Here is a 12,698-nt window from a genome sequence, read left to right as displayed (position 1 = left end):
ATTGATTGAGTCTGCTGTGGCCGCCATACATCAAACAGATGTCGTCGTTATTGGGACCGGCCCAGTAGGGTTGTTTTCTATTTTCGAATGCGGCATGCTGCGGTTGAAGTGTCATGCATTTGATTCCTTGGACCAAGTTGGGGGACAATGTGCGGCCCTTTACCCTGAAAAACCTATTTATGACATTCCGGCCCACCCAACCATTTTGGGAGCGCACTTAGCGGCAAACCTGGAACTTCAGGCGGCTCCGTTCGACCCCATCTATCATCTTAAAGAGCAGGTCCATACCGTCGAGGCGCTGGACGATCATGGAAAATCGTGGCGTTTGACAGGTACCCAAGGCACTGTGGTGGAAGCCAAAGCCATCATCATTGCAGCCGGTGTCGGGGCGTTTGGTCCCAATCGCCCTCCGCTAAAGAACCTGGAAGAATTCGAGAAAACCAGCATCCATTATTTCGTTAGAATGCGGGAAACGTATCGCCATAAACATATTGTGATTGCGGGTGGCGGCGATTCGGCCGTTGATTGGGCCTTGTCCCTGAGTGATGTTGCCGCCAGAGTTTCTGTGGTGCACCGGCGTGATAAATTTCGGGCCGCCCCTGAGACGGAACGTCAGTTGAAACAATTAGCTGCCGATGGCAAAATTGATTTGGTGATTCCGTATCAATTGGCGGGTTTAACGGGCGTTGATGGGCAGCTGACTGCCGTTGAGGTTGAATCTCTGGATGGCCACAATAAACAATTGCGTGCTGATTATTTATTGCCTTTTTTCGGGTTGTCAATGAATTTGGGACCTATCGCCGAATGGGGTTTGGGCTTGACTCACAACCATATCACCATTGACCCAACGACAGCGGCCACCAATCGTCCCGGGGTTTACGCCATTGGCGACATTGCAACGTATCCGAACAAGTTAAAACTGATCCTGACAGGCTTTGCGGAGGCGGCCCAGGCGGCCCATGCCATCCGCCATTTTTTGTACCCTGACGAAGTGGTGCATTTCGAGTATTCGACCACGCAGGGCGTGCCGAAAGCTTAGGTAGTGAATACTCGCACGGGGAATTCAATCTTATAAAATAAGGTTGAAACAATTACAATGTATTATATGCATTACATGGGGAGTTAGCCATGACTTACTCAATTAGATTGCCAGATGAGATAGAAAAACGCCTCGATGATTTATCTTTGCAAACAGGTCGCAGTAAATCATTTTATGTCAAAGAAGCAATCCTTGAGCACCTGAGCAACATTGAAGACGTGTACCTGGCTGAAAAGAGGCTTGGAGACATTTATGCGGGTCGCACAAAAACAGTTCCCCTTCAAGAAGTTATGAAAAAGTATGGTCTGGACAGTTGAATTAGATCCACACGTAGAAAAAGCTCTGAAGAGACTTGACCCTCAGGACGCCAAACGCATTTTGCAGTACTTGTTCGATCGTGTTTCTCATTTAAGTGACCCTCGAAGTATTGGCGAGGCTTTGAAGGGGTCACAATTTCAAACTCTTTGGAAATATCGAGTAGGAAATACCGAATTATCAGCAGCATTGTAGATAAGTCCTTAAAAGTTCTTGTCGTCAGAATAGGCAATAGAAAAGATGTCTATCGCTAAGACTTCTAACCACAAACGGTCCCGACCCCACGACCTAACGAATGATACTCCATCCCCTTCATTTCAGCGGGCTTATAGATATTGCGGAAATCGATTAACAGCGGCAGGGCGGGATCAGGCGTTTTGAGACTGGTTTTTATTTTGTCAATGTCCAGGGCCCGAAATTCATTCCATTCCGTTAAAATGACAACGCCATCAGCCTGGTCCATGGCCTCATAAGGACCTTGGGCCCAGGTCACAGACGGCCAATCTTTGTCAATTCCCCCCAGACGTTCAGACCCTAAATAATAAAGGGGGTCATAGACGCGAACCTTCACGCCGGCCTTTAAAAGGGCTGGCACAATGACCAAACTGGGGGCGTCGCGCAAATCATCTGTATTAGGTTTGAAGGTGATGCCTAAAATGGCAACTTGTGCCCCCTCGACCGGGCCGCGCTTGCTTAAGGCCTGAAGAATCCGGACAGCCATCACGTCCTTTCGATCATTGTTGGATTTGATGATGGCATCCACCAATGTCAGGGGCGTTTTTTGATCATGGCCCGTTTTGCTAAGCGCTAGGGTATCCTTTGGAAAACACGATCCTCCATATCCCGGCCCAACGTTCAAAAATTTACGACCGATGCGGCCATCAAGGCCAATGCCCTTGGCAAGCTCTTGCACATCGGCGCCAACTTTTTCACACAAATCAGACAGTTGATTGATAAAGGCAATCTTCATAGCCAAAAAACCATTGGCGGCGTATTTGATCAATTCAGCCGTTTCTATGTTTGTAAAGACAATAGGTGTTTCAATCAGGTAGAGCGGTCGATAAAGCCGTGACAGGACTTGCCGGGCCTTTTCACTGTCGGTGCCAACCACCACGCGATCGGGGCGCATGAAATCATTAATAGCCGACCCTTCTCTTAGGAATTCGGGGTTTGAGACCACATCAAAATCGACCCCACGTTTTAAATCGGGGCGGGTTTTTTCAATAATCTCAGCTACCTGACGAGAGGTCCCGACCGGCACCGTTGATTTGGTTACAACAACTGTATAAGGGGTCAGTGAGGCTGCGATCTGTTCAGCCGCCTGAAACACATAGGTTAAATCAGCATGGCCATCGCCCTGGCGGGACGGGGTTCCGACCGCAATCATCACGACTTGAGAATTTTGAACGGCCTGCGATAGGTTGGTGGTAAAGGTCAGTCGGCCTTTGTTAAGCCCTTGTTGGACCAAAGATTCTAAGCCGGGCTCATAAATGGGGATCTGTGCCTGGTTCAGGGCCTTAATTTTAGCCTGATCTACGTCAACGTTGATAACCTCGAAACCAAACTCAGCAAAGCATGCGCCTGTCACCAGCCCCACATACCCAGAACCTACCATAGTTATTTTCATAAACGAACCCTTTTAGAATACCCTTTACCTTTCGAAATCTTCTCTCCGAAAATTGCGGGTATATAAACTAAACCTGCCTTAAAATAAGGCAAGCGTTGGTTCCCCCAAAACCAAAGGAATTGGACATCACGGTCTTTAAGGGCTTTTCCTGAGGTTTGTGCGGAATAAAGTTCAAATCACATTCTTCCGAAGGATTATCCAGATTCAAAGTTGGCGGCATAACACCATCACGCAAAGCAAGCGCACAAAATAACGCCTCTATGCTGCCGGCAGCCCCCAACAGGTGACCAATGGAAGACTTTGTGGATGAAACACCAATCTTTTTAGCATGATCCCTAAACAGGCGTTTTAAGGCCCGTACTTCGACCACATCGCCCAACGGAGTTGATGTACCGTGGGCATTGATATAGTCAATGTCTTCTGGATTCAGTTTGGCATTGCGCAAGGCTTGGCGCATGGCACGAAAGGCGCCATCACCATCTTCAGCCGGGGCTGTTATGTGATAGGCGTCGCCTGTTAGGCCATAACCAATAACTTCGGCGTAAATCTTGGCGCCACGTCGTTTAGCATGTTCATATTCTTCTAATACCAAAATGGCAGAACCTTCCCCCATCACGAATCCATCCCGATCGCGATCCCAGGGGCGGGAAGCTGCTTTTGGGTTATCATTAAAATTGGTTGATAAAGCCCTGGCTGCGGCAAACCCCGCAACGCCAATGCGACAAATGGCGGCTTCGGTACCGCCAGCGACCATTACATCAGCATCGCCATATTGAATAAGGCGGGCAGCATCACCAATGGCATGGGCACCTGTGGCACAGGCGGTCACCACCGCGTGATTGGGGCCTTTAAAGCCATGCTGAATGGACACGTGGCCCGAGACAAGATTGATCAAACAAGCGGGGATAAAAAAAGGACTAACGCGTCTGGGGCCTTGATCGTTCAAGGTTAAAGACGTGTCATAAATCTGGGATAATCCCCCAATGCCTGACCCAATAATGACGCCTGTACGTTCCTTTTCTTCGTCAGTCGATGGAGACCATCCAGAATCCTTAATGGCCTGGGCTGCTGCCGCGATGCCAAACACAATGAACTTGTCCATTTTACGTTGGTCTTTTAAGGCCACGTAGTCATCAGGATTGAAATAGTTTTCATGGGTCGGGTCGGACGGAACTTGACCGGCAACATGAGCAGGCAGGCCGCTAATGTCAAAACCCGTGATGGTCCGAAGGCCCGATTCAGATCGCATCAGACGTTGCCAAGTTGCCTCGGCACCATTTGCCAGGGGGCTAACCGCCCCCATTCCCGTAATTACGACTCGACGCATTTAATGAAAACCTTTAAGCGTTGGCGGCTTGTGATTGTATATAAGAAATGGCTGATTGAATCGTTGTCAGTTTTTCGGCAGCATCATCAGGGATTTCACAACCAAATTCGTCTTCGAACTTCATAACAAGTTCAACTTGGTCCAGGCTGTCTGCGCCCAAATCATCAACGAATCTAGCGTTTTCAACGACTTTTGCTTCGTCAACACCGAGATGGTCAATTACAATTTTCTTAACACGCTGAGAGATATCAGTCATGGAGGTTCCTTACTGTTGGGTTAAAACTTTTCATAATACATAACAGATTTCTGATAAAACTCAAGAACCATGATTAAAAAGTTTATAACAATGTATACTAAGGGCACTTCATTTCTATCAACAAAAAACCAATTTCCCGATATCAGACTTCATCAATAAGCTTGTAAAGCCTTTGCGTGCCAGCCAATCCCAATCGAAATGGGGGCCGGGGTCGATTTTGCGGGCGGGGGCGATATGACAATGCCCCACTGTATTTTGGGTGACAAGGGGGTGGCGGGTGGCGATGTCTTTTAAAAGCGACAGCAGGGCCTGATATTGAGTGTCAGGGTAGGGGTGCCAAGCGCCGGTTTCTAAAAAATGAACATCGCCCGGGTTGTGGAGTTCAATGCCAATGGAAAAATCATTGACCCGGGGGCGGCCCTGCCAAATGCTTTCACCGGCGTGCCAGGCGCGTTTTTCCTCGGCCACCAATTGGTAGATGGTGCCGTCCTGATCAATTAAGTAGTGTGAGCTGACTTTGTGAAGTGGATCGCATAGCCGTTGTAATGAGACAGTTGCTGAGGACATGTTGGTATAATGAATGACGATGGTATCGACAATGGTGTTTAAGGGCCTGTCATCGAAGTTAGGCGAAGGATGGAGGAGCATCACCAAGAACACGTTTCAATTCATCTGTTGTTATTATACCAGCGGCAAGCTTGGCTTGTCCATCGTGCCAAAGGGTGGAATGGTTTTTTTGTAAGCAGTGTTGTTTGATGAGGCTGCGGTTCGCTCCGTTTGCAATCATCTGATCGATTTCATCATCAAATTGTAGAATTTCGACCAGGGCGCTGCGGCCCTTATAGCCTGTTTGATGGCAATCGTCGCATTTGTGTGTTTGACAATTTTGGCAGATTTTTCGAACCAAGCGTTGGGAAACAGCGCACAGAATATGGCCGGCTAAAAGGGAGGGTTGAAGGCCAAGGTCCACCAGGCGGGCGGGGACGCCATAACAATCGTAACTGTGAACGGTGGCAATGACCAAGTGTCCAGTCATGGCTGATCTTAGCGCCATTTTGGCCGTGGCTTCGTCGCGAATTTCACCAATGAAGATGACGTCGGGGTCTTGGCGAAGGATGGAGCGAACGCCATCGGCAAAGCTGATGATGCCGCCCTCTTTGATGTCGGTTTGGCGAATGCCGGGCAGATGATACTCAACGGGTTCTTCCAAAGTCATGATGTTGCGATTGCGGGAATCCATTTCGGCAAACAGGGCATAAAGGCTGGTGGTTTTTCCAGAACCGGTGGGGCCGCTGACGATAATCATGCCTTGGGGGAGGCTGGATGCTTTTTTTAGGTAATCGATGTGGGGTTGTGAGAATCCCAATTCAGAAAGGCGCAAAAGAGTTTTGTCTTTATCCAACAGGCGCACAACGATGTTTTCACCAAAAATGGTCGGGTGAGTTGACAGGCGAAAATCCACCTGATGGCCGGCGAGGCGAAGGTCGAACCGACCCGTTTGGGGACGGCGCGATTCGGCAATATCAAGCCCTGCCATAATTTTTAAGCGCACGGAGACCCCTGACCAATCTTGTTTGTGGAAGGTTTGTTCCGTTTGAAGCAAGCCATCGATGCGATAACGCAGGCGAATGAATTGTTCCTCTGGCTGGAAATGGATGTCGGAGGCGCCGGCCTTGACGGCCTGGGTTAGAATGGTCTCGACCCTGGTGATGCTGTCGTCATGGGAGGAGAGAGCCTGGGTGGGGTGGGCCCGATGCAGGAGGGCCAGAATTTGTTGGGGGTCGGCGTGGTGGAGGTGAAGGTTTGATGGGTATGGAAGGGCTTCGCGCAGTTTGTCGACCCATAAAATATGTTCGGGATCAGCCATGGCAAGGGAGAGGATTTTTGTGGTCTTGTCATAGGCGAAAGGGACGGCCTGGTGTTGTTGCAGCGTGTCCAGAGGCAAAAGCGATAAGGCGTCTGGGTCTGGGGTAATTTGAGTTAGGTCAATATAGGGTAGGCCAGTTTTTTGGCTGAGTGCCTGTTGCAGTTGGATTGATTCAATGAATTTTAAATCGACCAGTATTTCGCCCAAAAACCGTGGGCTTCGCTTTTTTTCGTCTTCTGCGACGCTCAACTGATCGTGGGTAATCAAACCTTGGGTTAGCAAGATTTGCTTTAACGTTGGGGGGGAGTGAGTATACCCCATTCAAACCATTTCCCCTGTTTTTCTGTTTGATCTTTTTCCCATAAACCGCGGTTCAAAAGCCTTAAATAGAATGACTATTCGCGGCTTTCTCGCCTTGTTTCTGTAAAAAATCTCTGTCATAAAAATCCCGAAAAATGATTTGAATGGGGTAGCTGTTTCCATGCCCTCTATTCTAATAGCTAAAAGCTTAAAGAATCGTTAGCAGGGTCATTTGGGACGATTAAAAGTTGTAAGTATAAATTGGACATCCCCCCCTTTACCCGAGATGCTTTATCACCACGTTCCATTCTTTTTGGCGTTTTTCCACCATTCTGTTGTGTTTTTAAGTTCTGGTTCTAGATCTTTAACGAGTTTTGCCTGGTATTGTTCTTGGGTCTTTTCGAAAAGTGTTGGAGCGTAAGCTTGAAAAATAGTCTTTTCTGGATAATAATTTGGATCTGGTTGCATGCTTCTGTGCACCTCGACGACGATTGATGGTGGATAATCAACTGACCATGTAACCGCTGCATTAATTTCATATTTAGGCAATGTGGGCTTGTACATAAGCTCAATAAACTGGTCTATCGCATTTTGTGCTAACGCATTAATTGTTAATTGTTTGTCATATGCTTCGCCAGTTAGTTTAGCCAGGGCTTCGGGTTCCATGTACCTTTTCACCTGTTGTTCCAGGTATTGCAATCCTGCTGATTCTGTAAATCCACGAAGGCCTTCTGCTGCAGCGGTGTTAAGGCGCCCGCCGGCATCTGCGTCATTGTGATTGGTAAAGCGATCTTCCAGATACTGGCGTCCCGTCGCGTCAGTGTACCGACGGCTACTTCTAAGGGCTATCGTGTTGAGACAAGATTGCGCATATCCATTCTGAATCATGTTTGCATGTCTTTTTAGATAAACATCCCCTGTTTCCTTATCAAATTCACCGGTGCCATTCATTGCGGCGTTATAAACTTCACTCCCCCATTCATTAATCATCGTCCTGATCTGAGGGTCTTGAGATGGTACGGCTTCTAGAAGGAGATCTAGAGCCTGTGAGGAGCTTTGATTCCTTAAAGTTTTTGCCCTGACGATGATGCTATCACCGTCCGCGGCAGCTGAAGCCTGAACAAGGCTTGTATTGCTTGACAGGAGCAAGAGGGCCAATAAGAAGTTTGTTGCTATATTTTTCATAAATTCCACCTTAGATTTTGTTTTAATTTTAGTAAAATTTTAGATTTTTACAAACAAAAAATATACACCTGCCTTCTTTTTTATGGGACGTTTTAAAATTTGTGGGCTATGGGGGAAGAGGGGTAAAAGAAATGTAGAATGGTTATACCCTTCGCCTTTCGAAATCTGCTTTCCGAAAATTACGCCACATCGCGTCCTCATGTACTTCAGTACATTCCGGGCGCTCTGGCCTTATTTTCGAATTCATATTTCGAAATCCATTGGGTATCAAAACACTAATGTGTAAGAAAAGGTCCGATGATTTCTTTGTTGCATACTATTAGAAATCTGTTGTCCTCAGATAATAAAGCGGACAATAAGACTGAGCAAAAATCAAGTCAAATGGGGTCGTTGTTGGCCTGTGGGATTTTGGGGCAGCCGTTGTGGACGCCTAAGCGGTATGACAGTTTGGCTGACGAGGGGTATCAAAAAAATGTGATTGTTTATCGGTGCCTGAATGTGATTGCGCGGGGCTTGGCTAGTGTTCCGTGGTTGTTATATGAACGCAAAAAACAAGATGAGCATGAGCTGGAGACGCACCCTTTGTTGGATTTGCTGCAAACCCCCAGCCCGCGTTTGGCGGGGGCGGCCTTTGTGGAGGCGGTGGTCAGTTATTTGTTGTTGTCGGGGACATACGTATATTGAGGCGGTTTATAACCAACAGGGGCAGCCACAGGAGTTGTACCCTTTGCGGCCGGATCGGATACGGATTGTGCCGGGAAGCGGTGGGGTGCCAGCGGCGTTTGAGTACGCGGTTGGAGGGCATAAAAAGCAGATGCCGGTTGATCCGTTGACGGGTCAGTCCTCTATCTTGCATTTGAAGTTGTTTAACCCGTTGCATGATTGGTATGGGATGAGCCCCTTGGAGGCCGCTAGCGGGGCGATTGATCAGCATAATGCGGTGGCGGGGCATAACCTGGCGTTGATGCAAAACGGAGGGCGACCATCGGGGGCGTTTATGATTCGGCCAGGCCCGAATAGTTATCCATTGACGGAGGAGCAGCGTCAGACATTGCGTCAAGATCTGAAAGCGTCCTATGAGGGGGCGCGCAATGCGGGTCGGGTGATTATGCTGGAGGGGGATTTTGAGTGGAAAGAGATGGGACTGTCGCCGAAGGATTTGGATTTCATTGAGGGTAAGAATTTGTCGGCCAGGGAAATTGCGCAGGCTTTTGGGGTGCCGCCTATGTTGGCGGGGGTGCCGGGGGATGCGACGTTTGCCAATTATCGAGAAGCCCGGTTTCATTTGTGGGAAGATACGATTTTGCCGTTATTAGAGTTTTTGGTGGCGGAGTTTAATTTGTGGCTGACGCCTTATTTTGGAGAGAATTTGCGTTTGGGATATGACACGGATGCTATTCCGGCCTTGGCGCCGCGTCGGGAGGCGGCCTGGTCAAAAATTGTGAATGCGGATTTTCTAACGATTAATGAGAAGCGACAAGCGGTGGGGTATGGGCCGTTAGATTCCGGTAATGTTCTATTCGCAGAAAGGAAGGAGTGAAAATGGAGACAAAAGAACACCGATTAAATATCAAAAATTTGGAAGAGGATGGGACTTTCACGGGGTATGCTAGCGTGTTTGGGATGGTGTATCTGCATCAAGAGGTGGTGGCGCCCGGGGCGTTTAATCAAAGTTTGAAAAAGTGGAGCCAGCGGCAGCAAATGCCGAAAATGTTGTGGCAACATGACCCGAAAATACCGATTGGAGTGTGGCTAGATATTCAAGAAGATCCCTATGGTCTTTATGTGAAGGGGAAACTTTTGTTGGATGTTCGTCACGGGCGGGAGGCCTATGCCCTTTTGAAGTCGGGCATTGTGGATGGGTTGTCGATTGGGTACGAGGTGGTGAAGGCGCAGCGTCAGTCGAAGCAACGGGTGTTGGAGACGATTGAGCTGTTTGAGGTGTCGTTGGTGACGTTTGCGGCGAATCCGGCGGCGAAGGTGACGGCGTATAAGAATCTTGATTATAGGGACGATGAGGCGAGGATTTTGGTGCGGTTGCGGGGGTTGGCGGAGGTTATGTAAGAAGAGAGTTCAACCATTTTTCCCCTTAAAAGGGGGGATGCACAGGGAGCAGGCTTGGTAGCCGGCTCCCTTTTTTTATAACAACAAATAAAGGAAAGATCATGGAAAATTTAAGTATCAATAAAATCGATGAAGCGTTGAATAATTTAGAGAATTCCTTCAAGGCGTTTCAGCAAAAGCAAGATCATCGGTTCAATCAAACGTATTCGGCGCAGAATCGTCCATTGATGAATGGCGGTCAAAGCGAGGGGGACAGCCTTGAGAAGAAGGCGTTTTTGAATTATGTGGGGAAGGGATTTGAGGGGTATGACCAAAAGTCTTTGACATCCCAAGAGGGGTCGCGCGGGGGGTATTTTATTCCGCAGCCGATGATGGAGCATATTCAGCAAACGTTGTTGCAGGCGTCTCCGCTTAGAAACCTGGCCCGGGTTACCCGTATTTCGGGCGATAGCTTGGAATTATTGCTGGATAAGGGGTGCGCCGATGTGGGTTGGGTCGGTGAGGTGGAAGACAGACCGGAGACAACGACACCGGAATTGATGAAGCTGAAAATTCCAACGCATCAGATTTACGCAAAGCCTAGGGCCAGCCAAAAGCTTTTGGATGATGCCAGCATTGATTTGGAAAGTTGGTTGATTGGTAAAATTGCGGACAAAATTGCGCGTACTGAAACGGCAGCATTTATTCATGGGGATGGGAATGGGAAGCCAAAGGGGTTTTTGAGTTATCCATTGGTTGAGGCAGGTTCTAAAGAGGGTGGCAAAATTGAGACCTTTAAAAGTGGTGTTGATGGAGAGTTGTCGAACCCTGATGTGTTGTTGGATGTTTTAAGTGCCATGAAGCCTGAGTATTTGGCGGGGGCTGTGTGGATGATGTCCTGCAGTGCGATGGCAGGGATTAGACGATTGAAAGACAGATCAACGGGGAACTTTTTATGGCAGCCGGGGTTGTTGGCGGGGCAGCCGCATACATTGTTGGGGCATTCTGTGGTGATTGTGGATGAAATGCCGGCCTTGGTAAGGGGGAAGGCCAGTACAGCCGTTGCCTTTGCCAATTTCAGGGAAGGGTATCAGATTGTGGATCGGGGGGATATTCATGTCTTGCGGGATCCATACAGTGCCAAGCCATATGTGGAATTTTATACGACCAAGCGTGTGGGCGGGGATGTGATCAACACTGATGCGATTAAAGTTGTCAATTTTACAAAGGAATAAATCATGTTGACGGTTTTAAAGCCAGCAGAAATTGAGGTTGTCAGTTTGCCAGAGGTCAAGGCGCATTTGCGTCTTGATCATTCCTTTGAGGATGATTATTTACTGACGATTATACAGGCGGCGACGCAGAACGTGGAAAGCTATTTAGGGAAATCGTTGATCAGTCGAACGTGGCAGTTGATGTGGCAACCAGATAAGTCAGAAAAGGGGGGGTTGGTGGAAATTAAATTGCCGTATCCGCCACTTATGGAAATTATTTCCGTGAACAAAATTTTCCAAGGTGATCGAAAACAGCCCATGAAACGGTATGGCTTGGAGACGATGTCTTCCATGCCAAAACTGATTTGTGTTGCAGATAGTGAAGCCGTTGAAGTGATTTACCGGTCTGGTTATGGCGATTATCCCAAGAGTATTCCGGCCGGTATTCGCCAGGCCCTGTTGGTGAGAATTGCTGATTTTTACGAAAACAGGTGCAGTGCCAGTTTTGAAAGTAAGTCAACCCTGGACAGTTTGTTTAAAGAGTTGTTGGCGCCCCATCGACTGGTTGGGCTGACATGAAGCGTTTAACGGCGTGTTGTTTAAAGGAGCGGATTACTTTTTTAAAACGGGTGATTTCTGAAACAGAGGTTGGTGATTATGAGGAAAAGTGGCAGGAGGTGGGGCAAACGTGGGCGATGGTAAAACCTATTCCAGCCATGAATCAGCAGCAGGGCGAGGGTTGGCACGTTGTGGAAGAGCAAAAATCAATGGGTTTGTATCGAGTAGCTATGCGAAAATGAAATGATAGAAATGCTTTACATGCAGGTTTACGCGCGATAGCCTGGAAAGGTAAAATTTTAAATATATTGTCCCCATTTCAGCTTTCCCAATCGGTTGGCTTTGTGGAGGCGGTTGTTGCTGACCATGGGAAAGTAAACGAATGAGAGATTTTGGGATTAATCTTGGGAGTAATTTGGTGGCTGATTTTGGTGTGTTAAACGCTGTTCGTCAATTATTGGCGATGCAGGAAGATGTGAGGGTGGCTGGAGCTTCGGAAAACATTCATATGGCCGTTCCCCCAAGCATGGGGCTGCCGTTGATTGTATTGGAGCTTGAGGAAGTGTGGACGTCGATGGCTTTAGGTAAAAATAGCGCCAATACGCGTCTTAAAGTGAAGGCGTCAATTTTTAGTAGGTCGCCTAGTGGTCGAGAATCAATGGATTTATCGGCCAGTGTGCGTCAAGCAATGGACGGGACAGTTCTAAGTTTGAAGAATGGGAAAAAGGGGATGCTGCGTTTGGCGGAAAATGTGGTGGAACGGCCTGCGGCAAATAGACCCAGGAATGTGCAGCAGTATTATGATGTCCTGATCAGAGTTTAAGCATGCAATCTAAAGAAGAAAAATTTGACGAGTCTTTGTCGCAACAAATTGTGAGCCCTGCGGCTGTTTTGGAATGGTTGGAGGATCAGGCGAAGGAAAGTGTGCGGGGTCGGATACATGACAAGCCGCGGTGGGCAGAGTAGG

The 12,698-nt window shown here is 48.1% G+C and carries 16 protein-coding genes and 1 pseudogene; 11 read left to right on the top strand and 6 right to left on the bottom strand.

The window, feature by feature from the left end; all coding sequences use genetic code 11:
- Position 1 precedes the first annotated feature (1 nt).
- The 3 genes and pseudogenes from EQU50_RS03080 (at position 2) to EQU50_RS03070 (ending at position 1,608) form a co-directional block, all read left to right on the top strand.
- Entirely contained in the window at positions 2-1,039 is a 1,038-nt protein-coding gene (locus tag EQU50_RS03080) for an NAD(P)/FAD-dependent oxidoreductase (protein WP_130153683.1), read from the top strand.
- An 89-nt stretch (positions 1,040-1,128) separates the two neighbouring features.
- Positions 1,129-1,356, top strand: coding sequence for a type II toxin-antitoxin system RelB family antitoxin (gene relB, locus EQU50_RS03075; protein WP_130153682.1), 228 nt, complete (start codon positions 1,129-1,131; stop codon positions 1,354-1,356).
- Positions 1,340-1,608: pseudogene (locus tag EQU50_RS03070) on the top strand (type II toxin-antitoxin system RelE family toxin). The gene relB and the pseudogene EQU50_RS03070 overlap by 17 nt, the downstream one beginning before the upstream one ends.
- A gap of 5 nt (positions 1,609-1,613) precedes the next feature.
- On the opposite strand, the gene EQU50_RS03065 reads toward EQU50_RS03070, so the two are convergent.
- From EQU50_RS03065 to EQU50_RS03040, 6 genes are all read right to left on the bottom strand, one after another.
- Entirely contained in the window at positions 1,614-2,981 is a 1,368-nt protein-coding gene (locus EQU50_RS03065) for a UDP-glucose dehydrogenase family protein (protein ID WP_130153681.1), read from the bottom strand.
- Positions 2,982-3,048: 67 nt separating this feature from the next.
- Positions 3,049-4,308, bottom strand: a complete 1,260-nt coding sequence (fabF, locus tag EQU50_RS03060; RefSeq protein WP_130153680.1) for a beta-ketoacyl-ACP synthase II — start codon at positions 4,306-4,308, stop codon at positions 3,049-3,051.
- Between the two features lie 13 nt (positions 4,309-4,321).
- Positions 4,322-4,564, bottom strand: coding sequence for an acyl carrier protein (locus tag EQU50_RS03055; RefSeq protein ID WP_130153679.1), 243 nt, complete (start codon positions 4,562-4,564; stop codon positions 4,322-4,324).
- 117 nt (positions 4,565-4,681) lie between these two features.
- Entirely contained in the window at positions 4,682-5,212 is a 531-nt protein-coding gene (locus EQU50_RS03050) for an N-acetylmuramoyl-L-alanine amidase (protein WP_130153678.1), read from the bottom strand.
- Complete coding sequence (locus EQU50_RS03045) at positions 5,190-6,752, bottom strand: GspE/PulE family protein (protein WP_130153677.1); 1,563 nt, start codon at positions 6,750-6,752, stop codon at positions 5,190-5,192. The genes EQU50_RS03050 and EQU50_RS03045 overlap by 23 nt, the downstream gene beginning before the upstream one ends.
- 273 nt (positions 6,753-7,025) lie before the next feature.
- Positions 7,026-7,916, bottom strand: a complete 891-nt coding sequence (locus tag EQU50_RS03040; protein ID WP_130153676.1) for a hypothetical protein — start codon at positions 7,914-7,916, stop codon at positions 7,026-7,028.
- Positions 7,917-8,213: 297 nt separating this feature from the next.
- Between EQU50_RS03040 and EQU50_RS08505 the strand changes: the two genes are divergently transcribed.
- From EQU50_RS08505 to EQU50_RS08350, 8 genes are all read left to right on the top strand, one after another.
- Positions 8,214-8,600, top strand: a complete 387-nt coding sequence (locus tag EQU50_RS08505; protein ID WP_242508812.1) for a phage portal protein — start codon at positions 8,214-8,216, stop codon at positions 8,598-8,600.
- Positions 8,548-9,456, top strand: a complete 909-nt coding sequence (locus EQU50_RS03035) for a phage portal protein (RefSeq protein ID WP_242508811.1) — start codon at positions 8,548-8,550, stop codon at positions 9,454-9,456. Before EQU50_RS08505 ends, EQU50_RS03035 begins: the two co-directional genes overlap by 53 nt.
- Positions 9,457-9,458: 2 nt before the next feature.
- A complete protein-coding gene (locus EQU50_RS03030) occupies positions 9,459-9,980 on the top strand; it encodes an HK97 family phage prohead protease (protein WP_130153675.1) in 522 nt (173 codons plus the stop codon).
- A gap of 101 nt (positions 9,981-10,081) precedes the next feature.
- A complete protein-coding gene (locus tag EQU50_RS03025) occupies positions 10,082-11,194 on the top strand; it encodes a phage major capsid protein (protein ID WP_130153674.1) in 1,113 nt (370 codons plus the stop codon).
- A 3-nt stretch (positions 11,195-11,197) separates the two neighbouring features.
- Positions 11,198-11,752 carry a head-tail connector protein gene (locus EQU50_RS03020; protein ID WP_130153673.1) on the top strand — a complete coding sequence of 185 codons (555 nt, stop codon included), beginning with the start codon at positions 11,198-11,200 and terminating at the stop codon, positions 11,750-11,752.
- The gene (locus EQU50_RS03015) at positions 11,749-11,973 is read left to right on the top strand and encodes a phage head completion protein (protein WP_130153672.1); all 225 of its coding nucleotides are present in this window, start codon (positions 11,749-11,751) and stop codon (positions 11,971-11,973) included. Before EQU50_RS03020 ends, EQU50_RS03015 begins: the two co-directional genes overlap by 4 nt.
- A 140-nt stretch (positions 11,974-12,113) precedes the next feature.
- The gene (gp17, locus tag EQU50_RS03010) at positions 12,114-12,554 is read left to right on the top strand and encodes a tail completion protein gp17 (protein WP_130153671.1); all 441 of its coding nucleotides are present in this window, start codon (positions 12,114-12,116) and stop codon (positions 12,552-12,554) included.
- Between the two features lie 2 nt (positions 12,555-12,556).
- Positions 12,557-12,697, top strand: coding sequence for a hypothetical protein (locus EQU50_RS08350; RefSeq protein ID WP_165380315.1), 141 nt, complete (start codon positions 12,557-12,559; stop codon positions 12,695-12,697).
- Position 12,698 lies beyond the last annotated feature (1 nt).

The organism is Candidatus Finniella inopinata (genome assembly GCF_004210305.1).
Classification (GTDB): Bacteria; Pseudomonadota; Alphaproteobacteria; order Paracaedibacterales; family CAIULA01; genus Finniella; species Finniella inopinata_A.
Note: the sequence above shows the minus strand (reverse complement) of the source record. Positions and strands in the feature narration are given on the sequence as shown.

Bases quoted from the DNA above. Each gene is read 5' to 3' on its own strand.
- EQU50_RS03015 (WP_130153672.1), top strand. From the start codon at position 11,749: ATGAAGCGTTTAACGGCGTGTTGTTTAAAGGAGCGGATTACTTTTTTA.
- fabF (WP_130153680.1), bottom strand. From the start codon at position 4,308: ATGCGTCGAGTCGTAATTACGGGAATGGGGGCGGTTAGCCCCCTGGCA.
- relB (WP_130153682.1), top strand. From the start codon at position 1,129: ATGACTTACTCAATTAGATTGCCAGATGAGATAGAAAAACGCCTCGAT.
- EQU50_RS03050 (WP_130153678.1), bottom strand. From the start codon at position 5,212: ATGCTCCTCCATCCTTCGCCTAACTTCGATGACAGGCCCTTAAACACC.
- EQU50_RS08505 (WP_242508812.1), top strand. From the start codon at position 8,214: ATGATTTCTTTGTTGCATACTATTAGAAATCTGTTGTCCTCAGATAAT.
- EQU50_RS08350 (WP_165380315.1), top strand. From the start codon at position 12,557: ATGCAATCTAAAGAAGAAAAATTTGACGAGTCTTTGTCGCAACAAATT.
- gp17 (WP_130153671.1), top strand. From the start codon at position 12,114: ATGAGAGATTTTGGGATTAATCTTGGGAGTAATTTGGTGGCTGATTTT.
- EQU50_RS03045 (WP_130153677.1), bottom strand. From the start codon at position 6,752: ATGGGGTATACTCACTCCCCCCCAACGTTAAAGCAAATCTTGCTAACC.
- EQU50_RS03065 (WP_130153681.1), bottom strand. From the start codon at position 2,981: ATGAAAATAACTATGGTAGGTTCTGGGTATGTGGGGCTGGTGACAGGC.
- EQU50_RS03020 (WP_130153673.1), top strand. From the start codon at position 11,198: ATGTTGACGGTTTTAAAGCCAGCAGAAATTGAGGTTGTCAGTTTGCCA.
- EQU50_RS03055 (WP_130153679.1), bottom strand. From the start codon at position 4,564: ATGACTGATATCTCTCAGCGTGTTAAGAAAATTGTAATTGACCATCTC.
- EQU50_RS03025 (WP_130153674.1), top strand. From the start codon at position 10,082: ATGGAAAATTTAAGTATCAATAAAATCGATGAAGCGTTGAATAATTTA.
- EQU50_RS03040 (WP_130153676.1), bottom strand. From the start codon at position 7,916: ATGAAAAATATAGCAACAAACTTCTTATTGGCCCTCTTGCTCCTGTCA.
- EQU50_RS03030 (WP_130153675.1), top strand. From the start codon at position 9,459: ATGGAGACAAAAGAACACCGATTAAATATCAAAAATTTGGAAGAGGAT.